This is a genomic window from Liquorilactobacillus aquaticus DSM 21051 (assembly GCF_001436755.1).
Classification (GTDB): Bacteria; Bacillota; Bacilli; order Lactobacillales; family Lactobacillaceae; genus Liquorilactobacillus; species Liquorilactobacillus aquaticus.
The window spans coordinates 61,713-86,171 of the sequence record NZ_AYZD01000004.1 but is presented as its reverse complement, the minus strand read 5'-3'; the positions used below and the strand labels follow the sequence as shown (position 1 = coordinate 86,171).

General features: G+C 37.4%; 23 protein-coding genes. 17 read left to right on the top strand and 6 right to left on the bottom strand.

Annotated features, from left to right (window positions below; all coding sequences use genetic code 11):
* Positions 1–201: 201 nt before the first annotated feature.
* The 7 genes from FC19_RS01480 to FC19_RS01450 all read left to right on the top strand — a co-directional run bounded on the left by FC19_RS01480 (position 202) and on the right by FC19_RS01450 (position 7,266).
* Positions 202–960: a DUF975 family protein gene (locus FC19_RS01480; protein ID WP_057875225.1), complete on the top strand. Its 759-nt coding sequence runs from the start codon at positions 202–204 to the stop codon at positions 958–960.
* Between the two features lie 343 nt (positions 961–1,303).
* On the top strand, positions 1,304–2,245 hold the full coding sequence (locus tag FC19_RS01475; protein ID WP_057875224.1) for a dihydroorotate oxidase: 942 nt from the start codon (positions 1,304–1,306) through the stop codon (positions 2,243–2,245).
* Positions 2,246–2,685: 440 nt separating this feature from the next.
* Positions 2,686–3,879, top strand: coding sequence for an ABC transporter substrate-binding protein (locus FC19_RS01470; protein WP_057875223.1), 1,194 nt, complete (start codon positions 2,686–2,688; stop codon positions 3,877–3,879).
* A 47-nt stretch (positions 3,880–3,926) separates the two neighbouring features.
* Positions 3,927–4,805, top strand: coding sequence for a branched-chain amino acid ABC transporter permease (locus FC19_RS01465; protein WP_057875222.1), 879 nt, complete (start codon positions 3,927–3,929; stop codon positions 4,803–4,805).
* A gap of 9 nt (positions 4,806–4,814) precedes the next feature.
* On the top strand, positions 4,815–5,765 hold the full coding sequence (locus FC19_RS01460; protein WP_057875230.1) for a branched-chain amino acid ABC transporter permease: 951 nt from the start codon (positions 4,815–4,817) through the stop codon (positions 5,763–5,765).
* 4 nt (positions 5,766–5,769) lie between these two features.
* Entirely contained in the window at positions 5,770–6,549 is a 780-nt protein-coding gene (locus FC19_RS01455; RefSeq protein WP_057875221.1) for an ABC transporter ATP-binding protein, read from the top strand.
* A 6-nt stretch (positions 6,550–6,555) separates the two neighbouring features.
* Entirely contained in the window at positions 6,556–7,266 is a 711-nt protein-coding gene (locus FC19_RS01450) for an ABC transporter ATP-binding protein (RefSeq protein ID WP_057875220.1), read from the top strand.
* A 222-nt stretch (positions 7,267–7,488) separates the two neighbouring features.
* Here FC19_RS01450 and FC19_RS01445 read toward each other — a convergent pair whose 3' ends face one another.
* Positions 7,489–8,946 (bottom strand): C40 family peptidase, encoded by a 1,458-nt coding sequence (locus tag FC19_RS01445; protein ID WP_057875219.1) that lies wholly within the window; start codon positions 8,944–8,946, stop codon positions 7,489–7,491.
* Between the two features lie 676 nt (positions 8,947–9,622).
* Between FC19_RS01445 and serC the strand changes: the two genes are divergently transcribed.
* Both serC and FC19_RS01435 read left to right on the top strand, forming a co-directional pair.
* Positions 9,623–10,714, top strand: coding sequence for a 3-phosphoserine/phosphohydroxythreonine transaminase (serC, locus tag FC19_RS01440; RefSeq protein WP_057875218.1), 1,092 nt, complete (start codon positions 9,623–9,625; stop codon positions 10,712–10,714).
* The gene (locus FC19_RS01435; protein WP_057875217.1) at positions 10,711–11,904 is read left to right on the top strand and encodes a phosphoglycerate dehydrogenase; all 1,194 of its coding nucleotides are present in this window, start codon (positions 10,711–10,713) and stop codon (positions 11,902–11,904) included. The genes serC and FC19_RS01435 overlap by 4 nt, the downstream gene beginning before the upstream one ends.
* Positions 11,905–12,111: 207 nt before the next feature.
* On the opposite strand, the gene FC19_RS01430 is transcribed toward FC19_RS01435, so the two are convergent.
* The 4 genes from FC19_RS01430 to FC19_RS01415 all read right to left on the bottom strand — a co-directional run bounded on the left by FC19_RS01430 (position 12,112) and on the right by FC19_RS01415 (position 15,301).
* On the bottom strand, positions 12,112–12,909 hold the full coding sequence (locus tag FC19_RS01430) for a metal ABC transporter permease (RefSeq protein WP_057875216.1): 798 nt from the start codon (positions 12,907–12,909) through the stop codon (positions 12,112–12,114).
* A complete protein-coding gene (locus FC19_RS01425; RefSeq protein WP_057875215.1) occupies positions 12,896–13,564 on the bottom strand; it encodes a metal ABC transporter ATP-binding protein in 669 nt (222 codons plus the stop codon). Before FC19_RS01425 ends, FC19_RS01430 begins: the two co-directional genes overlap by 14 nt.
* Positions 13,565–13,569: 5 nt before the next feature.
* Complete coding sequence (locus tag FC19_RS01420) at positions 13,570–14,454, bottom strand: metal ABC transporter solute-binding protein (RefSeq protein WP_057875229.1); 885 nt, start codon at positions 14,452–14,454, stop codon at positions 13,570–13,572.
* A gap of 190 nt (positions 14,455–14,644) precedes the next feature.
* Positions 14,645–15,301, bottom strand: a complete 657-nt coding sequence (locus tag FC19_RS01415; protein ID WP_057875214.1) for an HD domain-containing protein — start codon at positions 15,299–15,301, stop codon at positions 14,645–14,647.
* A 342-nt stretch (positions 15,302–15,643) separates the two neighbouring features.
* Here FC19_RS01415 and FC19_RS01410 point away from each other — a divergent pair, with 342 nt between their 5' ends.
* From FC19_RS01410 to FC19_RS01380, 7 genes are all read left to right on the top strand, one after another.
* Positions 15,644–16,744 carry a glycosyltransferase gene (locus FC19_RS01410; protein WP_057875228.1) on the top strand — a complete coding sequence of 367 codons (1,101 nt, stop codon included), beginning with the start codon at positions 15,644–15,646 and terminating at the stop codon, positions 16,742–16,744.
* A gap of 349 nt (positions 16,745–17,093) precedes the next feature.
* Positions 17,094–17,225 (top strand): hypothetical protein, encoded by a 132-nt coding sequence (locus FC19_RS11415; protein WP_157061230.1) that lies wholly within the window; start codon positions 17,094–17,096, stop codon positions 17,223–17,225.
* A gap of 230 nt (positions 17,226–17,455) precedes the next feature.
* Positions 17,456–17,965 carry a DUF1440 domain-containing protein gene (locus FC19_RS01400; protein WP_057875212.1) on the top strand — a complete coding sequence of 170 codons (510 nt, stop codon included), beginning with the start codon at positions 17,456–17,458 and terminating at the stop codon, positions 17,963–17,965.
* Between the two features lie 13 nt (positions 17,966–17,978).
* Positions 17,979–19,310 carry an MFS transporter gene (locus FC19_RS01395; RefSeq protein WP_057875211.1) on the top strand — a complete coding sequence of 444 codons (1,332 nt, stop codon included), beginning with the start codon at positions 17,979–17,981 and terminating at the stop codon, positions 19,308–19,310.
* Between the two features lie 310 nt (positions 19,311–19,620).
* Positions 19,621–20,271: a LysM peptidoglycan-binding domain-containing protein gene (locus tag FC19_RS01390; protein ID WP_057875210.1), complete on the top strand. Its 651-nt coding sequence runs from the start codon at positions 19,621–19,623 to the stop codon at positions 20,269–20,271.
* A gap of 169 nt (positions 20,272–20,440) precedes the next feature.
* A complete protein-coding gene (locus FC19_RS01385) occupies positions 20,441–21,298 on the top strand; it encodes an SDR family oxidoreductase (protein WP_057875209.1) in 858 nt (285 codons plus the stop codon).
* A gap of 105 nt (positions 21,299–21,403) precedes the next feature.
* Positions 21,404–21,829, top strand: a complete 426-nt coding sequence (locus FC19_RS01380) for an Rrf2 family transcriptional regulator (RefSeq protein ID WP_057875208.1) — start codon at positions 21,404–21,406, stop codon at positions 21,827–21,829.
* A gap of 136 nt (positions 21,830–21,965) precedes the next feature.
* On the opposite strand, the gene FC19_RS01375 is transcribed toward FC19_RS01380, so the two are convergent.
* Complete coding sequence (locus tag FC19_RS01375) at positions 21,966–23,369, bottom strand: NAD-dependent succinate-semialdehyde dehydrogenase (RefSeq protein WP_057875207.1); 1,404 nt, start codon at positions 23,367–23,369, stop codon at positions 21,966–21,968.
* A 204-nt stretch (positions 23,370–23,573) separates the two neighbouring features.
* On the opposite strand from FC19_RS01375, the gene FC19_RS01370 reads away from it, so the two are divergent.
* On the top strand, positions 23,574–24,425 hold the full coding sequence (locus FC19_RS01370; protein ID WP_057875206.1) for a fructosamine kinase family protein: 852 nt from the start codon (positions 23,574–23,576) through the stop codon (positions 24,423–24,425).
* Positions 24,426–24,459: the final 34 nt, after the last annotated feature.

Here is a 24,459-nt window from a genome sequence, read left to right as displayed (position 1 = left end):
ATAGTAGTTGGGGGATCGCCCCCTGCGAGGGTAGGTCGTTGCCGTGCAAATAAAAGCGAGTTTGAATAAAGCTGATTATAGCTTTACTCAAACTCGCTCTTTCTTTTTTTACAAGGCTTTTTAATACGAATTAATTTTTTCCTTCGGTATAATAAAGACGGGAAGATTGAATATATAGGTTGAAAAGGGGGTGAAACATTAATGAAATCGCGTAGAGAATTAAAAAAAGAGGTTAAAGATATTTTTAGAGGGAATTGGGGTCAGGCAATTAAATTAACCATTATTCCAGTTGCTTTTCAAATTCTGCTTAGTATGCTTGTTGCTGCGGTGGTATTAGTGGTACTCTATCTCGTTAGTCAGTATGGAAGTGGAAGTGAGATGTCTACCATTTCAAATGACAATTCTGTATCTAATAGTGGGAATAGTTTTGGTAGTTCTTTTGCAGGGTTATTTATGACAATGTTGATAGTTGGTATTAATTTTACTTTTTTGGACTGGTTGAGAACGAAAAATGCTGATTTTAAAGTTTTAAAAGGTGCCTTTAGTGTTTTCTCTAAGCGCTATTTCATTGCAGTGCTAGTTCTGTATATATTGATTAGCGTTTTTACCTTGCTATGGTCACTACTCTTCATTGTTCCTGGTATTATTAAAAGCTTGTCTTATTCACAGACATATTTGATTTATAAGGATCTTTCTGAACAAGATAATGAAGATACTAATTATCTTGATTATATTACAAAAAGCCGCAAATTAATGAATGGACATAAGTTGGAATTTTTTGTGCTTAAGTTAAGCTTCATAGGTTGGGATGTTTTAGCATTACTAACCTTTGGTATTGGGTATATTTGGTTAACACCTTACAAAACAGCGACATATGTCTCTTTCTACAAGAATTTGGTAGAGGAACAGAAACCGGAGTTTTATTCGAAAAACGATGAGCCGATCATTGTTAAATATTAAAAAAATAGCAAGAAAGCCTTAAACTGGCAGGTATTAAAAATTTTACTCAGGAATGTTAAAAACAATAACTGAGTGAGGAATACCATTACAGGTTTAAGGCTTTTTGCATACATTAAAGCTTTTTAGTAATACGTAGCAACTATTAAAATTGATCAGAGTGATATGATTGCTTATGAAGTCGTTAACAGGATCACAGTGGACAAAGTTGCTAAAAATAGTAAACTGATTGCCTTAACAGCCCGCAACTAATAAAATATAAGGAGCTCTGCAGGTAACCAGACTTGTTAAGCGAGAAGAAAATAGCTTATAATAGTTTCAACTATACAAGGGGTGATTATTGACTATGGTTTCAACCGCAACAAGCATTGCGCAAAAAAAGTTTGATAATTGTATTATGAATGCATCTGGAGTTTGGTGTTACGATGAAAAAGAATTATTGGAAGTTGATAAGTCGAAAGCAGCCTCTTTTGTAACTAAAAGTGGTACTTTACAGGCACGGAAAGGGAATCCAAAGCCACGTTATTTTGAAACAAATTTTGGCAGTATTAATTCAATGGGTTTACCAAATCAAGGGCTTGAATATTATTTAGATTTTGTCCAAAAAATACAACAGCAGAATCCTAACAAAACTTACTTTGTTTCCTGTACAGGTTTCAACGTTCAAGAGGATGTGCTGTTATTAGAGAAAGTTGAAAATTCAGGATTTAAAGGCATCGTAGAGTTGAACTTATCTTGCCCTAATGTCCCGGGGAAACCACAAACTGGATATGATTTTGAAACAGTTGATATGATTTTGAAGACGGTCTTTGAAAATTATGAGGGACTTTTGGGAGTTAAATTACCACCATATTTTGATATTGTTCATTTCGATCAAATGGCTAAGATTCTGAACAAGTATCCATTGACTTATGTCAACAGTGTTAATAGCATTGGTAATGGGTTGTATATTGATGATGCACAAGAAAAAGTTGTTATTAAACCTAAGAATGGTTTTGGAGGAATCGGTGGCGATTATATAAAGCCGACTGCTCTAGCAAATGTACATGCTTTTTATCAACGTTTAGATCCTAAAATTCAGATTATTGGAACTGGTGGGATAAAAACTGGTCGTGATGTATTTGAACATATTTTGTGTGGAGCAAGCATGGTTCAAGTAGGAACAGCGCTAATGAAAGAAGGACCAGGTGTTTTTGAACGATTGACTCATGAGTTAGAAATGATTATGCAGAGCAAGGGATATGAAAAGCTGGATGATTTCAAAGGAAAACTAAAGTATATTGAGTAGTATTGGCGATTTTTGGTCAGTCAGCGAAAAGAGTATTTTCACTAATGTTCATAAATGTTAAAAAAAGGTTGACTAAAGATTAAGATTCACTTATACTACCGTTATTCACATTAAATTTTGACAGGAGGTTATTATTATGAAAAATAAACATTTGAATTCAACTGAAAATAAGATAACCGTTATCCGTCAAGATTTAGCCCTACTACTAAAGATAAAGGACCCGATGTTAGTTAATTAAATGGCTCACGCCATATAATTTAACTGATTGATCGAGCCCTTATTCGTCTTTGGTAATGGGGCTTGATCATCAAGGTACTTCAAACCTCATTCTCGAAAGGAATGAGGTTTTTTGTTTGTCTAAGGGAGGTAGAAATTTATTTTTTATTATTTATGCATAATATGAATCACAATAATCTAAAAAAAAGAAAGTGGGATCAGAGATGAAAAGAAAGATGATAAAAAAAATAATGGGTTTTGGAACGGCAATGTTGGTAGCAGGTATGCTTGCTGGATGTAGTACTGCAAAAACTGCAAGTAAAGGTAATGCAGCTGGTAAAACAATTAAAATTGGCGTGAATATGGAACTTTCGGGAGCAGCAGCAGGTTATGGAAATTCTCAGAAACAGGGTATTCAAATGGCTGTAGATCAAATCAATAAGAACGGCGGGATTAATGTTGACGGCAAGAAGAAAAAAGTTAGTTTGATCATTCGAGACAATAAAACATCTACGAGTACCTCAGCTTCTGTTGCTGCACAATTAGTGAATAAAGACAAAGTTAATGCAATTGTCGGTCCAGCAACAACGAATGCAGGAACCGCCCAAATCCCAAATATTACGAAAGCAGCGGTCCCAAGCGTAAGTCCATCTGCAACAGATCCTAATTATACGTTGCAAAAAAGTGGCAAAGTTCAACCATATGTTTTCCGAGCTTGTTACCAAAATAATTTTCAAGGTTCAACAGCTGCTAAGTTTGCATATACAAATTTAAAAGCGAAGAGAGTTGCGGTTTTGGCGGATAATTCTAGTGATTATGGAACTGGGTTAGCTAAGGCCTTTAAAAAAGCATATAAAGGGAAAATTGCAGCCTCTCAATATTTCCAAGAAGGGGACAAAGATTTTAATGCTATTTTAACTTCATTTAAGAATAAAAAAATTGATGCGATCTATGCGCCAGGTTACTACTCGGAAATAGGTTTAATTGTCAAGCAAGCAAGACAGGCAGGAATAAATGTTCCAATTATTGGGAGTGATGGAATGGCAGATCCTAAATTAGCTCAAATCGCTGGGAACGAGAATGCAACAAATGTCTATTACACTACTCCATTCTCGACACGGGTTGCTAATCAAAATGGAACAGCCAAAAAATTCATGAAGGCTTTCAAAGAACAATACAATGAAGAAGCCCCAACTTTTTCAGCTCTTGCCTATGATTCAGTTTATATGATTAAGAAAGCGATTGAGAACGAGAAATCGGCTGATTCGGCTAAAATTGCAGAAGGATTGACAAAAATCAAGAATTTTGACGGTGTTACAGGAAAAATCACAATTGATAGCAAGCACAATGCTAACAAGCCGATAGTTGTTGAAACTTTGTCAAATGGAAAAGTTAGTGCAGCTACGGAAATTAAATGATCTTTCAGCTTTAGCGATGAAAACTGATTAATTAGGAGGAGAACACGGTGCAAATATTTTTTCAACAGGTAATTAATGGTTTATCGCTGGGAAGCATTTATGCATTGCTGGCTTTAGGATATACAATGGTCTACGGCATTATCAAGCTGATCAATTTTGCTCATGGTGATATCTACATGCTGGGAGCTTTTTGGGGATATTATGTTATCAATGTTTGGCATTTTAACTTTATGTTGGCTTTATTGTCGGCGATGGTGGTATGCGGTATATGTGGGGTCATAATTGAGTATCTTGCATATAGGCCTTTACGGCATTCGCCTCGCATCACGGCTTTGATCACTGCCATTGGAGTGTCATTTTTTCTTGAGAATGGGATGGCATATCTTTTTGGTTCGAACGCACGTGATTTTCCGCAAGTAGTAAAACAAGTTAACTATGATATCGGTGGAGTAAGAATTTCAAATATTCAACTTGAAATTCTGATTACATCTTGCGTTTTGATGCTGATTCTACAATTGATCATTAAGCGGACTAAAATGGGCCGCGCGATGAGAGCTGTTTCAGTAGATAATGCTGCAGCTGAGTTAGTTGGAGTCGATCTTAATCGAACGATCTCTTTTACTTTTGCCTTAGGGTCGTCGATGGCGGGGGCAGCGGGTGTAATGATTGGGTTGTACTATAATTCGATTGATCCGCTAATGGGTTTGACTCCTGGAATCAAGGCCTTTGTGGCAGCAGTTGTTGGGGGAATTGGCTCAGTTCCAGGAGCATCGTTGGGCGGATTTTTAATTGGGCTTTTGGAAACGCTAGTTCAGTCAATTGGCTTATCAGCGTATAAAGATGCTGTTGTTTATGTGGTATTAATCGTTATTTTGCTGATACGCCCAATGGGAATCTTTGGCAAAAATGTTAAAGAAAAGGTTTAGGTGAATGTTTTGAAAGCAAATTTTAAATACAATCTTTGTTGGTTCATCATCATGATAACTGGTTTCTACCTCATGAATACATTGATAATGGTAGGGATGATCGATAGTTTTATTGAAAATATGTTGGTAACGATTTGGATCAATATTATTTTGGCAGTAGGTTTAAATTTAATTATCGGTTTCGCTGGTCAATTTTCGTTAGGTCATGCTGGTTTTATGGCGATTGGAGCGTACACAACCGCAATTATTACTCAAAAAACCGTAAGTATTGGAGGATTTTATGTTTCATTTATAGTTGGTATGATTATAGCGGTGGTTGCAGCTTTAATTGTTGGCATCCCGACATTACGTTTAAGAGGGGACTACTTAGCTATTGCAACAATGGGAGCAGCTGAGATTATACGTATTATTATCAATAATATGAAAATCACTAACGGACCGGCTGGAATGTTTAATATTCCGCAATTTGCTACATGGCCAATTGTTTACGTAATAATGTGTATCACGACGATTATTACCGTTAATTTCATTAATAGTCGTGGCGGCAGAGTAATCAAATCTGTTCGTGAAGACGAAATTGCTGCTGAAGCTATGGGGATAAATACCACTAAATGGAAGCTCGCAGCTTTTGTACTTGGAGCAGTAACAGCCGCTATTGCAGGCTCATTGCATGCATCATATTTACAAACAATTGCGCCAAATGATTTTGGAATTATGGAATCAATTTCAATTTTGATCATAGTTGTCCTTGGAGGAGTAGGGAGTGTCACTGGAACATTTCTGGCAGCTGTTGTCTTAGGAATCTTAGATACCGTGCTGCAGGATTTTGGTACTTTACGAATGGTGATTTATGCGGCAGCTCTGGTTCTGCTCATGGTTTTTAAGCCATCAGGTCTGCTGGGAACATGGGAATTTTCGATTAGACGCTTATTCAATCATATTAAACGAAGGAGCGTGTAAGGTAGTGAGGACTATACTTAAAGTTGATAGTTTAGTTAAAAAGTTTGGCGGTTTGACAGCTGTTTCAAATGTGTCATTGCAATTAAAAGAAGATGAACTTGTTGCTCTGATTGGCCCGAATGGAGCAGGGAAAACCACAGTTTTTAATTTACTGACAGGTGTTATTTCTCAGACCTCAGGAACAATTCGTTTTCGCGAAAAAGAAGATCTAATCTCTTTAAATAACAAAAAGGCTTATCAGATTGCTAGTCTAGGTTGTGCACGTACCTTTCAAAATATACGATTGTTTAAAAATATGACGGTTTTAGACAATGTCTTAGTTGCAATGACTAATCAATATAAGGAAGGATTTTTAAAGTCGATTTTTCGTTTTCCAAGCTTTTACCGGACGGAAGATGAAATTCTAAAAAAAGCGCGAGATTTATTGGCTATCTTTGATTTAGATAAAGACATGTATAAATTAGCTTCTAATCTGCCATATGGAATTCAACGTCGTCTTGAAATTGTGCGTGGGTTGGCCATGCAACCCAAAATTTTATTTCTTGACGAACCAGCAGCTGGAATGAATCCTGAAGAAACTGCAGATCTTACCCGTTTAATCCGTAAAATTCAAAAACAATTCCATATTACGGTCCTTTTAATTGAACACGATATGTCATTAGTGATGAATTTAGCAGAACGTATTTATGTTTTAGATCAAGGAAAGATGTTGGCTGAGGGAACGCCAAGTGAAATTCAGCAGAACAAGGCGGTGATTAAAGCCTACTTAGGTGAAGAGGGGTAAGCTGGGATGATAATAATGGAAGTTAAGAATCTTGTTGTAAACTATGGTGTTATTAATGCTATCAAGGGTGTTAGTTTTGAAATTAATGAAGGTGAAATCGTATCGCTTATAGGAGCTAACGGTGCGGGGAAAACCACGATTTTAAAGTCAATTTCCGGACTTTTAAAACCTACCAGTGGATCGATAAACTATTTAGGAAGAGATATTGGGAAAAAAAAGGCACCTGATATCGTGGCTGCTGGGATCTCACATGTACCCGAAGGAAGACATATTTTTCCAGGATTATCAGTTAAAGAAAATTTGCAGATGGGAGCCTTTTTGCAGAAGGATCGACAGCAAATTAAAGAGTCTATGGAAGAAGTCTATGAACACTTTCATATTTTAAAAAAACGTGAAAATCAAGATGCTGCAACACTTTCGGGTGGAGAACAGCAAATGCTGGCAATTGGTCGAGCCTTAATGTCAAAACCCAAATTGCTTCTGTTGGACGAACCTTCCATGGGACTTGCACCAATATTTATCAACAAAATATTTGAAATCGTTGAAGCAATTAAACAGCAAGGAACAACTATTCTGTTGATTGAGCAGAATGCTAAAAAAGCTTTGTCTATTTCCGATCGAGGATACGTCTTAGCGGCAGGTGAGGTAAAAATGGACGGAACAGGGGCAAAGTTATTGGGTGATCCTGCTGTCCAAAGAGCATATTTGGGTGGTTGATGTCTGACTTACTACGCTATCTTCTGTATAAAATAAAAACAACTTGGTGATATCCTCAAATGGGGATCACCAAGCTGTTTTTTGCTAACTGTTTAAATAAATATGGAAGATGCTCTTATGACTCAAATATCGAAATTTAAATTTTTAAAAAAATAAAAGCATTTGAATCTCACTTAAGAGTAATTCAAATGCTTTTTGATTTATATTCTTATAAATTATGTTTTAGTTTACGTGAACAGCAAATGATGGTTGGTAGTAAGTAAAACTCTTGATACTTACATTTTCGCCTTCTTCAGGAGCTGCTGCATAGCTTGAACCACCTAAGTAAATACCTACATGGTATGCAGAACCTCTGCCACCCCAGAATAACAAGTCACCAACTTGAGCGTTTGAAACACTCTCATAAGTGCCGATTGCTGATTGAGCCTGAGAAGTTCTAGGAATTGAAATTCCAGCTTTGGCGTAAACATATTGCGTGAAACCTGAGCAATCAAAACCACTGAGTGTTGTTCCACCAGTTACATATGGTACTCCCATGCTGGCAATTTGAGTAGCGATTGAAGTAATTGAGCCAGATGAAACTGTTTTAACGGTTGAACTTTGCGTGGTAGTAGAGCTGCTAGCAGCATTCACTGTTGTAGCAGCATTCACTGTTGTAGCAGCTGTAGCAGTTCTTGGTGACGATGATTGAACTGAGCTGGAAGAGCTTGTTGCTGCAGATTGAACAGTAGCTGTTTGTTGTGCAGTTGAACTTTGTGTAGCAGAGCTTACAGTACTGCTTTGTGATGATGATTGCGCAGCTGAAGTCTGTTGTGCAGTTGAACTTTGCGTAGCGGAACTTGCAGTTTGAGCAGAAGAACTACTGCTTTGTTGTGTAGCTGTTGTTGTCGACGCTGCAGAGCTTGCTGTTGTGGAACTTGATGCAGCAGAACTTGCAGTTTGAGTAGCAGGAGTTTTTGTAGGATCATTGATCGTCAATGTTTGACCAATTGTCAATGTAGAGCCAAGCTTGTTAGAAGCTCTCAAAGAATCTACAGAAACACCATAAGCTTGAGCAACTGTATATAATGAATCTCCAGCCTTTACTGTATATGTAACATGGTTAGCAGAAACAGTAACTTGTGTTGCTTGCTGAGTAGTAGTAGCAGCTGACGATGTTGCTGCTTGAGTCTTTTGTGATGATGATTGTGCAGCTGACGTTGTATCGGCAGCTTTAGCTGTAGTAGTTGTTGCAGCAGCCTTAGGTGTACCTGAAACTTTGAGTTCTTGACCAGGCAAGATCAGAGTCTCGTCTGAAGATAATCCATTCAAAGTGCGTAATTGATCAACAGTAATGTTATAGCTGTTAGCAATCTTCCATAATGAATCGCCACTTGATACTTTAACAACGGATGTTGCATTGGTACTTTGTGTGTTGCTTGAATTAGTAGTCTTGGTACTTGTTTCCTTATTAGGAATTGCCAGTGACTGGTTAACCAAAATAAGATGCTTGTTTTGGTCGATATGATTCAATGTTTCAATCGATTTGATCGAAACACCATATTTTTGGGAGAGAGCCCAAACAGTGTCATTCTGATTTACCTTAACTGTTGTTGAGGCACTAGCATTCGTTGTAGAAGCAAGGAATAAACCCGCAGCTCCAACGGTGCTTGCCAATAATGTTTTTGTTGTACGTTTCAAATTTAATTCACTCCTACTTTTCATTTAATTGTTTTTCAACTGATAACTAAATTGTAGACCAATAATGTTGCAGGAGAGTACAATTTATATTACAAATGAATGAAGAAATGTAATAAAACTCGACATATACTGATATTAAAGCCTTTTCTAAGCTATAAAAAATATAATTTTTTTAATGGAGTACATTTAAAATGCATAAACGTTGATATATCAGCGTTTATGTGTAAGAGAAAAGTATAAAATCGCTCGAAAATACTTAAATTTATTACAAAAAGATTACTTTTTTTTAAAGGAATGTAGAATTCGTAAAAAGCTAACATAACGGTGTTGCTACTTAAGATAAATTTAAGATAATTGATAGCGATATTAAACAAAATGTTACAAAAAAATTAAAAATAAGGATTCTCATCTTATGTTAATGTAAGCGAAACCATTGAGTATGATTTTGAAACGTGTTTCAAAAAATGAATTACCAGAGCCTATTTATTAGGTATTTAATTTTTATTTACCGACAGATTGCAGCTTGACATAACTTGACTGATACGCTACATTCGTAACATTGAGTAAAATGAGGGTTAGTGGATTTTGTCAAATTAAAGAGTTCTTCAATTGTCTTTCAGCTAGTCTTAATTTTTGCTCCAACGTGTAAAAATTTTAAAAGAAAGAAGTGGGTAGCGTGGCACAGATTTATAACTTTTCGGCTGGTCCTGCAGTATTACCAGCATCTGTTATTCGCCAAGTGCAAAGCGAATTGGTTTCATATAAAAATAGCGGTATGAGCATAATGGAGATCAGTCATCGCTCCTCACTCTACACGGATATGGAAGCAGAGGCTGAGAAAAATTTAAGAAAATTGATGAGTATCCCAGATGAGTACGATGTGCTGTTTCTGCAAGGCGGAGGAACGTTGCAGTTTGCAATGGTGCCGTTTAATCTCGCGCGAAAAAACAAACGGGCGGGCTTTATTGATACGGGACATTGGGCGCAACGGGCGATAGAAGAGGCGCGTCTTGTTCCAGAAATAAAAGCAGATATTGTGGCTTCAGCTTCTTCAACAAACTACACTACATTGCCTGACGTGCCAAATTTAGAAAAAGAATATGATTATGTTCATCTAACGTTAAATAACACAATTGAGGGAACAATGTATCGTGAATTACCTAACGCTCTAAATGGTCAGATACTTGTGGGTGATATGTCTTCAAATATTATGGCGCAACGATACAATGTTGGTGATTTTGGTTTAATCTACGCAGGTGCGCAGAAGAACATAGGGCCAGCTGGGATGACAGTGGTCATTGTAAAGCACGAATTATTAGATGATAGGCCTGAACTGCCTGCAATGCTGAGTTACGTGAAACAGGCGGCAAAACATTCGGCCTTGAATACACCCCCAGTATTTGCGATCTATGTCGCGGGTCTAGTCTTTAAATGGTTGCTGGATCAAGGCGGTGTCGATGAAATGCAAAAACGTAATGAGAAGAAAGCTGAGTTTTTGTATAATTATTTAGATTCTTCGCGTTTATTTAGTGCACCCGTAAAAAAAGATGCACGTTCAATAACTAATATACCCTTTGTGACAGGCAATGAAGAATTAGATCAGCGCTTTATTGTAGCAGCTCAAGAAAATGGTCTGGTAAATCTTAAGGGTCACCGTTCAGTCGGAGGAATGCGTGCCAGTTTATACAACGCATTTCCATTTGAAGGTGTTCAGAAACTTGTAGAGTTTATGGAGAAATTCGAACAAAGTGTTGGAGGAAACAGATGACAAAATATGATATTAAAACCTATAATGTTATTGCTCAAGAAGGTTTAGATGTTTTTCCAAAGGATCAGTATACAATTAATAAGAGTGATAAACCACACGCACTGCTTATAAGAAGTCAGGATATGCATAAGACTAGTTTTGGAACCAGTGTACTTGCGATTGCACGTGCAGGTGTGGGAGTTAACAATATTCCTTTACTTGAGGCCAATTCTAATGGGACAGTTGTGTTTAATACGCCTGGTTCTAACGCTAATGCGGTAAAAGAATTGATTATTGCAATGCTGATTCTTGCCACAAGACCGGTTGTAGCTTCTGCTGCTTGGGCTAAGAAAATTGTTGGAGCAGACGTTAGTACACAGACGGAAAAAGGGAAAAACCATTTTGCTGGAACTGAACTTTTGGGAAAAACAATTGGAATTATTGGGTTAGGTTCAGTGGGGTCAAGAGTGGCGCGTGCGGCTGCAGACCTAGGGATGCATGTTATAGGTTACGATCCATACATCAGTGTTGACCATGCTTGGAAATTATCAAATGATATCCCACGTGCAGAAAAGTTATCGGAATTGCTGCAGAAAAGTGACTACATCACTATTCATATTCCTTATACAGAGGAAAACAAAGATCTGATCAATACTGAAGAGTTGAAGCAAATGAAAAAAAATGCTGTGTTGTTAAATTATTCTCGGTGGGGAATTGTTAATGAAACAGCAGTGGTGGCAGCATTAGAGAATGGAGAATTACGGCGTTATTTGACTGATTTTAGTTCCAATAAAATCATCAATAATGAAAAGATCGTTATTACACCACATATTGGAGGGACAACACTCGAGGCTGAGGTGAATGGCGCTAGGATGGCAGCGCAAACGTTACGCAAGTATCTGGAGACAGGGAATATTATAAATTCAGTTAACTTTCCCGCTGTAGAAATGTCTTTTGAGGCACCCTTGCGTCTGACTTTGATCCATCAGAATGTTCCTAATATGGTTGGGCGTATTACAACCATATTGGCCAATGATTCGTTGAACATTGACAATATGATCAATCGTAGCCGCGATAAAATTGCGTATACAATGATTGATATGTCAGAGATTTCGGATGAAAAACTAGCGAAGCTGAAAAAGGAATTGATGACTATTCCAGAGGTTATTCGTGTTCGGGCATTAAAAAACAGCATGAAAAAAAATAAGTGATTACTGTAATATAAACAAAGTGTTAGATTGAGCTAATATATGATATAATGTGTTTCCTTGGCAGGGGCACAATAATGCTACAAATATTGTAAGACAAAGGGGCTAGGTCAAAATATAACTTTTGACCTAGCCCCTTTGTCTTTACCTGATATTGTAGAGATTTCTGTGTTTCAAAAATTAGCAGACTTTTTGGTACATAATTGTAAATTAACGCAGTGTGGTTACTCTTTGAAATAACATGGAAGATGCATAGATCGTGGCTTCAATAATAGTGATAAAGAAACTAACGGGCCAATCAGTTATGTAAGCAAGATACAAACCAAACCAAATGCCAAAAAGAGAAAAAACAGTCGTCAATAAAATCATTTTTTTCAAAGAATGAACAAAGTATTTAGCCGCTGAAGCAGGGATCGTTAATAGAACGAAAATTAACAATGACCCGATGATTTGTGCTGTAATACTAATTGTTAAGGCTAATAGTGCAAGAAAAATTATTGAAATTAGTGTGTTAAAACGCTGATTATACTGTGATCCGATCGCATCGAATGAATTATAAGCTAATTGACGAAAGAAAACAGTAATCACAATTAAAATAAAGATGCTTAAACAGATAAGAGAATAAAGATTGTTAAGATTAATCCCTACAATACTTCCAAATAAAATATTAGTGGCATAGTTTGCTTGTTTATTTGAAAGGGAGAGGAAAAGAATACCTAAGCCAATAAAAACACCTGAGAACACACTAATTGAAGCTTCACGGCGACTCAGCCGTTCCCCTGAAAAGCCGATGAAAATAGCGCTGGCAAGAGTGAAAATAATCATACCCAATAATGGACTAGTGCCTATGAAGATACCAAAGGTTGCACCTGAAAAACCAATTTCGGATAAGGTATGTGTAAAAAAAGATGTTTGACGTGCAACGACAAAGGTTCCCATCAAACCGCAAATCAAAGAAATAAATATACCTGAAATAAAGGCATAACGCATAAAATCAAATTGTAACATGAGAGCCCCTATCCTTTCTCAATAATTGACCATTTTGCTTGGCAAGCTTTAGTTCATAATCAGCATAACGTGCAATCAATTCAGGATCATGTGTAATAAAAAGAACGGTAATTTCTTTTGTCTGCACTAATCGTTCAATTAAATTCATTAAGCTATATTTGGAGTTTTTGTCCAAGCTTGCTGTTGATTCATCTAAAATCAGCAGTTTAGGTTCAGCACAAAGCGCTTGTGCCAGGAAGGCACGCTGCTTTTCACCACCAGATGCGGCTCCTAAAGGGCGATCTTTAATAGCAGTTAAAGAAGTTTCATTTAAAACATGTTCCAGAAGTATCCGTTCCTTTGGTGTATGCCAAGGAAGAAACGATTTTTTCAAGCCAAGTCCGACAAAGTCGCAGATATTCAATGGGAATTCAGCATCAAGGTTACGTAGTTGCGGGACGTACTGTGTTTTTTGGGAGGAAACATTCAACTTAGTCTCCTTATCAGGGTGGCTGAATGTGCCAAGTAGATATTTGATCAAAGTTGTCTTCCCAACCCCGTTTTCGCCAGTTAAGCAGGTCAGTTTGTTAGCCGGAACCTTAAAGGTTAAGTTTTTAAATAGTTGTTTGCCTTGAACGCTTAGGTTCAGATTGTGAACTTCAATAATAGAATTCATAATTACTATCGCTCGCTTCTTTGAATGTCTAAAACTTGTTGATATTGTGCTGCCATCCACTGATGGTAGTTCTTATTCTTTGGGAGAGTCTCGGTAATTTTAACGACGGGCACATTATGTTTCTGGCACAGCTCAACCAAGTTAGAAACTACCTTATCAGTTGCTTGAGTATTCTCGACAAAAAAGGCGATTTTACGATTCTTAATATCGTCTTGCATCTTTTTGATATCACTAGGTGAAGGATCAGTACCTTTTTCTACTGAATCAGAAAAGTGCCGATTGTTGATCTTATACCCCATGTCGGATAATGCATAGTCAAAGACTGGTTCGCTGACATCTACAAGTTTATTATTGCTGTTTTGTTTGATTTTATTGATCATTGATTGAAGATCCCTTAAACTGTCAACATATTTTTCTGCATTTGCTTTGAATTGTTTTTTATGTTTCGAGTCTTTTTTGCCGTATTCTGTTGCGAGATACCTAGCAACTCGTGACATTGTTTCACTATTGTACCATAGATGCTCGTTGTCCCCGTCTTTTTTATTCATGATATCTTCCCCGACCGCTACTTTTGATCCTCCCGAAAGTTTTTCTGCCCAAGTATCATAACCGACACCATTGTACAGTAAAAGATCGCTTTTCGAAGCGATTTTGGCGGTTTTAGTAGTCGGTTCGTAATCATGGGGATCAATATTAGGATTATTGATGATCGAGGTTACTGTTCCATAGTTGCCTAAAACTTTTTTGGCAACTTCACCATAAAAATCGGTTGTAGCGACGACGTTGATTTTTTTGTTAGTAGAGGAACGTTTCTGTGGGGAGCAGCCGCTTAGAACAGCTCCAAGTGCAAATAATCCGATAATGCTATGTAAAAAAATTCTTTTCTTTATCATAAAATGCTCCTTCGATGATAGTTTAATAAATAGCAGCAAACAGTAATGGTTACAATTTAGAATGTTAAGCGATAGAAGATGTGCTGTCAAGGCGTTTATAGGTCTTAAATGATACCTATTACTATTTGCTAAATAAGAAGTATGGATGATGAGAGGTACAAGAAGGGTATATTACTATTTAATTTTTTTATTTTTCGCAATCCCATTCTTCTTTGAAATTTTTCAAGAAAGAAAGCATTACTTGTTGACGTTTCTCAGCGATTTGCTTTGCTGTCTGGGTATTCAGCAAGTCTTTTATTTTTAATAGTTTCTCATAAAAATGGTTGATAATTGTTTCGTGGCTTAGGTCACGATATTCATTTTTTGACATTTTTTGACGAGGCTTGAAAGATGGATCATAAATTTTTTCGGCGTGAGCGCCGCCATAATAGATCGCTCGGACAATTCCGATCGCACCGATCGCATCCAAGCGATCAGCATCTTGGACGATCTTTCCTTCTAGAGGAAGATCAAGGATACGATGGTCCAAGTTTTTACTGAAGGAAAGATTCTGTGTAATAAAGGTAATCTTCCTGATTTGATCATCAGTAAAAGCATTTTTTCGCAAAAAAGTAATTATTTCAGCTTGAGCTGACAGGTAATCACTGACCAGCTTATCATCAGCTATATCGTGCAAATATGCTGCACTGAGTGTGATTAATCTATCGGCATTCTCCTGTTTAAGAAGGTGATTTGACATTTTTACAACTCGCTGTATATGGTCAAAGCCGTGACCGGTTGTGTCTTTATACATTTTGTCATATGAGAAGGAACGTACATTTTTTAGTTGTTTAGCTGTTTCCATATTAAAAACCCCTTTATTTCAGAATAACATAAGAAAAGGTCTCAAAATGATAAAAAGGCAAAACAGCGAGCAGACGCTATTCCTAACCGTGAAGGCAGACTTATAATGCATTTTGTTTCTTTAAAAATTTTTTTTGTGCTAAAATTTCTCTACAAGGATGTGAAGTAAATAGAAAAGCAGAAAATTACATTTTAATAAAGCCATCACATACTCTTGGGATAGTGTGTTTTTGGAAAATGCTTTTCCAAGCTGAGCTCCTTGGAGGATTATTTAGATGCCTTGTATGATAAAACGAAGGGAGGTGGGTCACCTTCCTGACTTGGAGGGAAGGTGGCACAGCTGATGAAAGTGTTGATAGTGTTAGAGAATGTGGTGATGGACGGAGTAAAAAGGGCCGCTACAGTAGTTGGCAATGACTTAGCTAAATACGTTGATGTCACTTATTATTCATTAGAGAAAGTTGAGCCCTATTATGTTCTAGATGCTCCTCTTGTTACAGCTAAACGGACTGTTTCAGCTGAAATTCTGAATTTTTTTGGAGCCAACCCATATGAAGCATATGCCGATCAAATATCTGACTTGTGCGATTTTATAGAAGAAAATGCATATGAGGCTGTTATTTTGCCAGCAGGATTGCTAACGAGTTTTTCACCGTTCATAAAAAAAGCGACACCGAATGTTAATGTGATTGCTTGGATGCACAACAATTTTGATACGTATATGGAGCAATACTATGCTTCAATGCAGGAAGAATTTAAGCGTGGTTTAGAATTTTCCGACACGGTAGTCGTATTGACTGATGCAGATTACGCAAGATATCGGCAGTTCAATAATAATACTGTGAAAATATATAATCCGCTGACTTTGGAAGCACCTAAAAAGGCCGATTTGAAGAGTCACATAATTGCTTTTACCGGCAGGATAGCAATTCAACATAAAGGGATAGACTTTTTACTTGAGGCTGCGCAGTCCCTGCCTAAAGACTGGAAGATCGCAATTGCGGGAAGTGGCACTCCAAAAGATATGGAGATTTTTCATGGGTTGATTAAAAAATTCGGAGTGAAAGATAAAATAATTTATCGTGGAGCTTTGAAAGATGAGGAGTTGCGCCAGCATTACGAAAGTGCGTCAATTTTTGTATCGACGTCACGCTGGGAAGGAATGCCATTGGTGATGGGTGAAGCAATGGGCTTCGGTCTTCCAATTGTTGCGATGAAGAATACCGGTTCAGATGAATACTTGCGGGATGATCGCTATGGAATTATCACTAAACCGCATGATGTTAAAGACTTTGTCCGCGTTTTGGATAAAATGACGCGGAGTTTGTTTCTAAGACGTTATTATTCAGAGCGTTCACTTGAACGAATCCAGCATTTTATGCCTGAGACGATTACTAAACAATGGCTTCCGGTGATTGCTACCCCCAAAAATGAATTAGTTTAATCAATTGAAGAACGGAAAACTTGACTTTTAAAGGGAAAAAATAAAATGATAACTATATCTAAATGATAGGCTGGCCGTGTTTTTTATTCGGCTAGCCTATTTTATTTTGTTGTTTAAAATGAGGTTAAAAAATTACTTGATAAAAATAGAGGTCCTGTTTCTATCAAGTGTTTTTGAACTTAAGTTAATTAGTAACTCTTTAATCGATGAGATGATGGCTATACAACAGATAGCCATTAATGCCATTTTTTCCCTAAAAGTGGGAAAAAGAACAGGAAAAACGAACACGAAAAGATCAGTAACTTTGTTTGCCCAAGTGTGCTGGAAAGATTAAATTTCTTGCGATGCAATGCATAATATTTACAAAAAAAGTATGATGACGGCAAAAGAATATGGTGTAGCTAATGATTTGTTAAGCGGCACAAACATTGCTGGCTTTGTCAAAGTTGCAGATGCAATGATGGTGCAAGGTGTAGTTTAAAGGTTTTTGGCTAAGGCGTGTGCTTTAAAAATTCAGATTTTGATTTTACTGGAGTTAAGATAAAGCTAGTTGGAAGTAATATGCTGATTTAGTGTTAAAAATCATTAGGAATCAGTAGAGAAAATGTGTTTTAGATTAGCACACAAAAGTTGAGCCCTTTACTGGCTAAACTAAAATAATTGGTTTAAACTGACTAATTAGCTTAAGGTTTTGTATAGGGGGAATACTTAATGAGTAAAAATAATTTTGATGTCAAAAATGCACTGATCATTGGTGGAGTCGCTGGAATTGTTTCGGGATTTGTTAAATTGGGCTGGGAAAATTTGTTGCCACCCCGAACTCCAGAAAGAGAAAAAACAAATCCACCGCAAAAGTTTATGCAACAGTTAGGAATACCTGAGAAGATCACACATTCGACATATACTTACTCAGGACATCAAATGCCATGGGCAAGTTTTATTATCCATTTTGGTTTTTCAGCAACTTTTGGAATGATATATAGTGTGACTTCTCACTATGTACCGCTTTTGAAGGCAGGGAAAGGGACCTTTTTTGGAATCGGAGTCTGGGGTGCAACTCATCTGGGGATGATGCCAGCTATGAAAACTATACCAGATGTTAGAGAGCAACCGCTTGAAGAACACGTTTCTGAATTGTTGGGTCATATGGCTTGGATGTGGGTTAATCATATTGTAATTTCTGAGCTTTCACAGGAATTAAGTGAAAAGAATAAGAAATAAGTGAGGTACGTGTATGGACAAAAAGATGGAAACTAAATGGCCAGAGCGTATCAGCTATGGGTTAAGTGATGCTGCAGACAATCTTGTCTTTCAGGTTATGACTACTTACCTACTTTTCTTCTACACCGATGTGTATGGCTTGGAGCCAGGAGCAGTAGCTATTTTATTTGTTGTCGCGCGGATCGCGGATACGCTTGAAAGTTTACTAATAGGTTTGATGATTGATCGGACTCATTCCCGTTTTGGAAAAAGCCGCCCGTTCTTTCTGTGGTATGCATTTCCATATGTTATTTTTGCAATTTTAACTTTTGTTACACCTAATTTCTCAACAACAGGGAAACTAGTATGGGCCTATATTACCTACTTAGGATTGGGCTTTTTCTATACTGCAGTTAATGTTCCAATTACTTCAGTTTTACCCACAATGACAAAAAATGAGCGGGAATTGACTTTATTAGGTGTTATTCGCCAGTTTTGCGGAAGTTCTGTTCAAATTATAGTTGCTGTGTTTACGTTGCCATTAGTTGCACTCTTCGGTCAAGGTAATCAAAAAACAGGTTTTCTGGTAACCATTATTGTATTTGGTGCAATTTCGCTAGTGCTGATACTAAACACCTTCTTTCACATTCGTGAGAGGCATACAATTAAAGAAATAAGTCATCAACCTATCCAAAATGTTGTCCGAATGCTGTGGCGTAATAAACAATGGTTGATAATTTCAATCGTTATTTTCCTGTATTGGCTTGTTACAGCAATTAAAAATCAAACGACAATTTATTATTTTAAATATGCTTTACATAATGAGTCGCTGGTCCCATGGGCGAATAGCTTCACCTTGGCAGCATTGGTCGGTGTTTTATTAATCATGCATCTTACTTCCTCAAGATCGAAGAAAAAGACGATGCAGATAGGAATTATACTTGCTTTTAGCGGACAATGCCTCTTGAGTGTCGGAGTGTACAGCAGCTTATTATCGGTCTTGTTTATAGGAATATTGATCAATTCCATTGGTCATGGGATAATTGTCGGATTGGTTTCGATCATGATTGCTGATACAATTCGTTATGGGATGGCAATGGGGATTCAAGCTGAAGGTGTATTGGCATCAACCGATGATTTCGGAGTCAACTTGGGATTAGGTTTTGGCGGTCTTGTCACGGCAGGATTGTTCCATGTTTCAGGTTATTTGCCTAATAAGATGCAAAATACTTCAACTTTGCATATGATAAATATCAATTACGTTTGGCTGCCGTTTCTCATATATCTTCTGATGATGGCAGTATTGTATTTTTACGACGAAGAAAAAATGCAGCATGCCATAAAAAATAAGAGTGCTGTAAAATGAGTGTGTTTCACGATACAATTATTTTCGGAAAGAGCTATGACAAAATGAGGAATTGCTTCATTCTGTCATAGCTCTTAATTTTAACCTATACTTTTTGCATGATAATTTTCCGAGGTGCAGGATGCTATTCAGCTATGAGTCATTGATAATTGGAATCAACTACTTTTCATAGTTTTGAGTTGAAAGTTCAAAAAAATTTCGCTTTGGACGACCTTGCTTTTTTTGAGACTTTTAACTATCATAAGAGTGCTGGTATTTTGTACGTAGAAGATAATCAAGATAAGCTAGTTTGAAAGACGGAGGGGAAACAATGGCTATTGATGCAACGCAGTCTGTTAGTAACACAGCGAGAGTACAAACAGTCGACAAGACATCGAATACTAATCAGGCAGATGGACAGACTTTTAGGCAGCTTTTAGCAAGTCAAAATAAGGACTCAGCGGCTACCAGTACTAGTCAATCGAATAAGCAGAAAAATATCACAATAAGATGGGGCGATACTGTTTCAGAATTGGCTGAAGAGTATAAGACGAGTGTTGCGGGAATAGTTAGTGCTAATCATTTGCAAGATCCAAATTTTATTTTAGCTGGACATAGTTTACTAATTCCTGGAAATGTAGGGCAAACAGCAGTTAATGTTAAAACTGAAACACCGAGTACATCTGCTATAAGCACCAAGTATGTATCCGCAACTACCAACAAGACTTCTTCAAGTAGTGGTAGTGGTGCAGAGAGCACGGATGAAGCTCAAGCACGCGCTTACGTTGTCGCACACGAATCAGGTGGTGACTACAATGCGCGTAATGGGAAATATATTGGGAAGTATCAGTTAGATTCAAGTTATTTAAAGGGTGATTACTCTGCCGCTAATCAAGAACGAGTGGCTAACCGATATGTTGCACAACGATATGGCACATGGGTCAAAGCTATGCAGCATTGGAAAAATAATAGTTGGTATTGAAAAATGCGGGTTTAAGTGAGATCTTATTAAAACTGTTATTGTTGTTTGGGAGGTCAAGAGACTAGGATCTCAAAAAAGTCTAGGCAGTGTCTTATGCGTATATTTTGACTTTTTTTGAGCAACATGTTACTTTGTGAATAACAAGCATTTAATAAATGGAGGTTTGAATATGAAATATGCAGTTACAGGTGCGACAGGTAGACTTGGGCGCAGTGTTATTTCGCAGTTAGTAAGTCAGTTGAATAAAGATGAAATTATTGCACTTGCGCGTGATACTAAAAAAGCAGCAAATATTTTACCAGCTGGAATAGAAATTAGAAAAGCTGATTATACTAATGAAAAGGAACTTGAAGAAGCATTTAAGAATGTAGATCGCCTTCTTTTTGTTTCTTCTGTACCTGGTGCTGAGTATCCACGTGATAAGCAGCATTTGAATATTGTTGAAGCTGCTAAAAAGGCTGGAGTTAAGTTTATTGCATATACGAGTTTTCCACATGCTGATCAGGCAAAAAGCCCATTGTCTTCGGATCACAGAATAACAGAACAAGCACTTAGCGAGAGTGGAATTAAGCATTCATTTTTACGTAATAATTGGTATCTTGAGAATGAATTTGACCTAATAAAGACGGCATTGGCTGGCGGCCACATTGTGTATTCAGCACAGAATGGGCGTGTTGGTTGGGCGCTTGAGCGGGAATATGCTGCAGCAGCGGCTAAGGTTTTGATAAGCAAAAGTCCAAAAAAAATATATGAATTTGCAGGTCAACCGTTGACATTTGCAGAATTTGCAGCGGTTCTATCCGAAATCAGTTCTAAAGAATTTAAAGTTGAGTCAGTTACAGATGGCGAGTATAAAAATATTTTAGAGAATCAGGGTGTGCCGTCACAGGTTGCTGATATGATTGTTATGGTTCAAACTTTAATTAGAAATAACGAATTGGCGAAAGAATCAAAAGATCTAGAAGAGGTATTGGGGCATGGTTTAATGCCACTAAAGGAAGCTATCCAAGAGGTGATCCAGAGTTAATATGCGAATAGAATTTTGGATTGCTAGATAAAATATTGCTTATAAAAAGGTAAGGGCATATCATTAACTAGTCAGTTTTTTGATGCTAAGGTGGGGTCTTTTAAGATGAAATATTCGCATAAATTAAGCGATGCAATTCATATTCTAGCGTATCTAGAGATTTGTAAGGGAAGTGATCTCTCAAGTACGGCGATAGCCGCAAGTGTTGAGTCTAATCCTAGTCTGGTTCGGCGGTTGATGATGAGATTGGGGCAAGCAGGATTGATCAGGACCAGAAAAGGTGCTGCAGCTCCAAGATTGGTTCGTTCAGCTGAAAAGATATCGTTGTTTGACATCTATATTGCTGTCACAGATAAACGCGACCTGCTCCACGTGGATGAAGAAACCAATGTTCACTGTGTTGTGGGGGGGAACATTCAAGATGTATTAACTGCCGAATATCAAAAAATTCAAAAGGCAGCTGAAAAGCAGATGAGTCAGATTTCATTGAGTGATGTTATTAATGCTATTCTTGAAAAACAACAGCGATAGCATTAGTGGTAAGAAAGTTTTTCAGCGACGTGTTGAGTAAATAAAAAAAGCAATGCAAAAATTTTTTTGTATTGCTCTTTTTTTACACAGTCTATTCTGAATTTTAAGAACATTTTTTAGCTGAATACGATATTACTTAAAACAGGGCGCCGGCACGGTTATCAAAATCAGGTTTGTCAACTGCAACAATCAGTTTTTCATTTACAAAAGCATTGAGGCCAATAGGACTCATTTCGCGTCCATAACCAGAGTTTTTGACTCCCCCAAAGGGTAATTCAGGAAGGGTATACAGGAAGGTATTAACAAAAACCATTCCTGTTTCGATTTGACTAGCGACTTTTTTGCCGCGTTCTTTATCTTTGGAGAAAACAATCCCGCCCAAACCATAATGAGAATCATTTGCGAGATTAATTGCTTCTTCTTCAGAATGCACGCGATAAACTTGAGCAACTGATCCAAACATTTCTTCATAATAAGCCGGATTATCCTGTGTTATATCTGTTAGGATCGTTGGTTCGAAAAACTGCCCTGGAAGATCAATGGGGTTATTCCCTTGATACAAGGTTGCTCCGTGATCAAGCGCCTCTTTGACCTGTTTTTCAAGTTTGTTCTTTGCTTTGGCAGATGACATTGGTGCTAAGGTCGTGCTTTCATCAAGTGGGTTGCCAGGTTTGAAGTTTTTGTAAGCCTGACCTAAACGCTCCAGAAATTTGTCGTATAAATTAGCGGCAACGATAAAACGTTTGGAGGAAGTACATACTTGACCAGCATTATAAGTACGTGCACGAGCCGCAACTTTGATTACTTGCTCTAAATCAGCATCATCTAGGACGATAAACACATCGTTTCCACCAAGTTCCATGGACGATTTTTTGAGATATTTACCAGCGGTTTGAGCAACGGAGCTTCCACCACGTTCTGATCCGGTTAATGCGACACCTTGGATACGAGGATCAGCAATTACTTGATCGACTTGATCGTGAGTTAAAAAGAGATTGGTTAAACTGCCTTCAGGAGCACCCGCTTCATGAACAATTTTTTCGAAGGCTTCAGCGGAGCTTGGAGTGTTAGAAGAATGTTTCAGAATCATTGGATTCCCAACCATATAATTAGGTGCGAAGACTCTCATTATTTGATAGTAAGGGAAATTCCACGGTTCAACCATTAGCAAAATACCAATGGAATGTTTTTCAATGCGAGCTTCCCCTGCCTTGGTAGTGATAGGAGTTGGCTTAAGGAGCTCAGCAGAATGGTCAGCAAAGTAGTCAGCGATCAAGGCACACAACTCAACTTCACCACGTGCTTCTTCAATTAATTTACCCATTTCGGTGACAAGTGTTTTAGCGAGTGTTTCTTTATTTTGTAGTAGCAAGTCAGCAATTTCGTGTAATTTCTTAGCACGTGCTGAAAACGGCTCCTTTTGCCACTTGTGATACAAGTCATTTCCAGTGGTTAGTGCATCTTCGATTTGTTTCTCTGTTGAATTGGGAAAAGTTTTTATAACTTCATTTGTGAAAGGATTGATTGTCTTATAAGCCATCTAATGTTCCTCCTTAATATTTTGTACACCTATAAGTATATGTCCACTTCTTTTTTGAAAGCAAACTTTTGGCTCTATTTTGAATGCGATTGCATCCATGCTTTTAATAAGCTGTTTTATATTCGAGAATGAATATTTTTGAAAAAAAAACTATAATATAATTGTAGCAGTAACTGTTTTACAAATAAGAAGGAGTGCAAACTTATGCAAAAGAAATGGTTGGCTCAATTGCCCCTCACAGGAGTTACACAGGTGGTTCCAGTCGGTGGTGGGGATGTTAATAAAGCTTTTAGACTTGATACAAAAGATAAAAAGTATTTCTTATTAGTTCAACCGCAACGTGACCAAGAATTTTATGCGGGAGAAATTGCAGGATTGCATGCCTTTGAAGAAGCAGGCATTTTGGCTCCGCGTGTGATTGCTAGCGGTCAAATAGCAGGGGATGCGTACTTGTTGCTGAATTTCCTGCAGTCAGGTTCTGGTGATCAAAGGGATCTAGGGAAGCTGGTTGCACATTTACATCAGCATGAAAGTCCAACAGACAGATTTGGTTTTGACTTTCCCTACGCTGGAACCAGTGTTTCCTTTAAAAACGATTGGACAGACTCATGGAGAAAATTGTTTTTAAATCAGCGTTTAGACGTATTGGCTTTGGCTTTGCAGCAGCAAGGTCTGTGGCATTCTAAAGAATTAATACTCTATCAAAAAGTCCGTGAAATCATTGCAAAAGAACTAACACTTCATGAAAGTACTCCAGTTTTGCTTCATGGAGACCTATGGGGTGGGAATTATATGTTTTTGGCAGATGGACAGCCTGCCTTGATAGATCCAGCAGCTTTATATGGTGATCGTGAATTTGATATTGCTATCACTACTGTATTTGGCGGCTTTAATGAAGCGTTCTATCATGCTTATCAAGATACGGCCCCATTGGCAAAAGGTTACAAAAAACGATTTGATTTTTATCGTTTATATTACTTAATGGTTCATCTGAATAAGTTTGGGCGCAGTTATGCACGGAGTGTTTCGCATACAATGAAAAAAATAATTGTATAGAAAAAGCTGACAATAATAACCCATAAACGTTTTT

Excerpts from the sequence above, each read along its gene's own strand:
- FC19_RS01400 (WP_057875212.1), top strand. The coding sequence starts at position 17,456 with ATGAGTAAAAATAATTTTGATGTCAAAAATGCACTGATCATTGGTGGA.
- FC19_RS01390 (WP_057875210.1), top strand. The coding sequence starts at position 19,621 with ATGGCTATTGATGCAACGCAGTCTGTTAGTAACACAGCGAGAGTACAA.
- FC19_RS01450 (WP_057875220.1), top strand. The coding sequence starts at position 6,556 with ATGATAATAATGGAAGTTAAGAATCTTGTTGTAAACTATGGTGTTATT.
- FC19_RS01480 (WP_057875225.1), top strand. The coding sequence starts at position 202 with ATGAAATCGCGTAGAGAATTAAAAAAAGAGGTTAAAGATATTTTTAGA.
- FC19_RS01410 (WP_057875228.1), top strand. The coding sequence starts at position 15,644 with ATGAAAGTGTTGATAGTGTTAGAGAATGTGGTGATGGACGGAGTAAAA.
- FC19_RS01430 (WP_057875216.1), bottom strand. The coding sequence starts at position 12,909 with ATGTTACAATTTGATTTTATGCGTTATGCCTTTATTTCAGGTATATTT.
- FC19_RS01385 (WP_057875209.1), top strand. The coding sequence starts at position 20,441 with ATGAAATATGCAGTTACAGGTGCGACAGGTAGACTTGGGCGCAGTGTT.
- FC19_RS01435 (WP_057875217.1), top strand. The coding sequence starts at position 10,711 with ATGACAAAATATGATATTAAAACCTATAATGTTATTGCTCAAGAAGGT.
- FC19_RS01375 (WP_057875207.1), bottom strand. The coding sequence starts at position 23,369 with ATGGCTTATAAGACAATCAATCCTTTCACAAATGAAGTTATAAAAACT.
- FC19_RS01470 (WP_057875223.1), top strand. The coding sequence starts at position 2,686 with ATGAAAAGAAAGATGATAAAAAAAATAATGGGTTTTGGAACGGCAATG.
- FC19_RS01475 (WP_057875224.1), top strand. The coding sequence starts at position 1,304 with ATGGTTTCAACCGCAACAAGCATTGCGCAAAAAAAGTTTGATAATTGT.
- FC19_RS11415 (WP_157061230.1), top strand. The coding sequence starts at position 17,094 with ATGCATAATATTTACAAAAAAAGTATGATGACGGCAAAAGAATATGGT.
- FC19_RS01425 (WP_057875215.1), bottom strand. The coding sequence starts at position 13,564 with ATGAATTCTATTATTGAAGTTCACAATCTGAACCTAAGCGTTCAAGGC.
- FC19_RS01370 (WP_057875206.1), top strand. The coding sequence starts at position 23,574 with ATGCAAAAGAAATGGTTGGCTCAATTGCCCCTCACAGGAGTTACACAG.
- FC19_RS01380 (WP_057875208.1), top strand. The coding sequence starts at position 21,404 with ATGAAATATTCGCATAAATTAAGCGATGCAATTCATATTCTAGCGTAT.
- FC19_RS01395 (WP_057875211.1), top strand. The coding sequence starts at position 17,979 with ATGGACAAAAAGATGGAAACTAAATGGCCAGAGCGTATCAGCTATGGG.
- FC19_RS01415 (WP_057875214.1), bottom strand. The coding sequence starts at position 15,301 with ATGGAAACAGCTAAACAACTAAAAAATGTACGTTCCTTCTCATATGAC.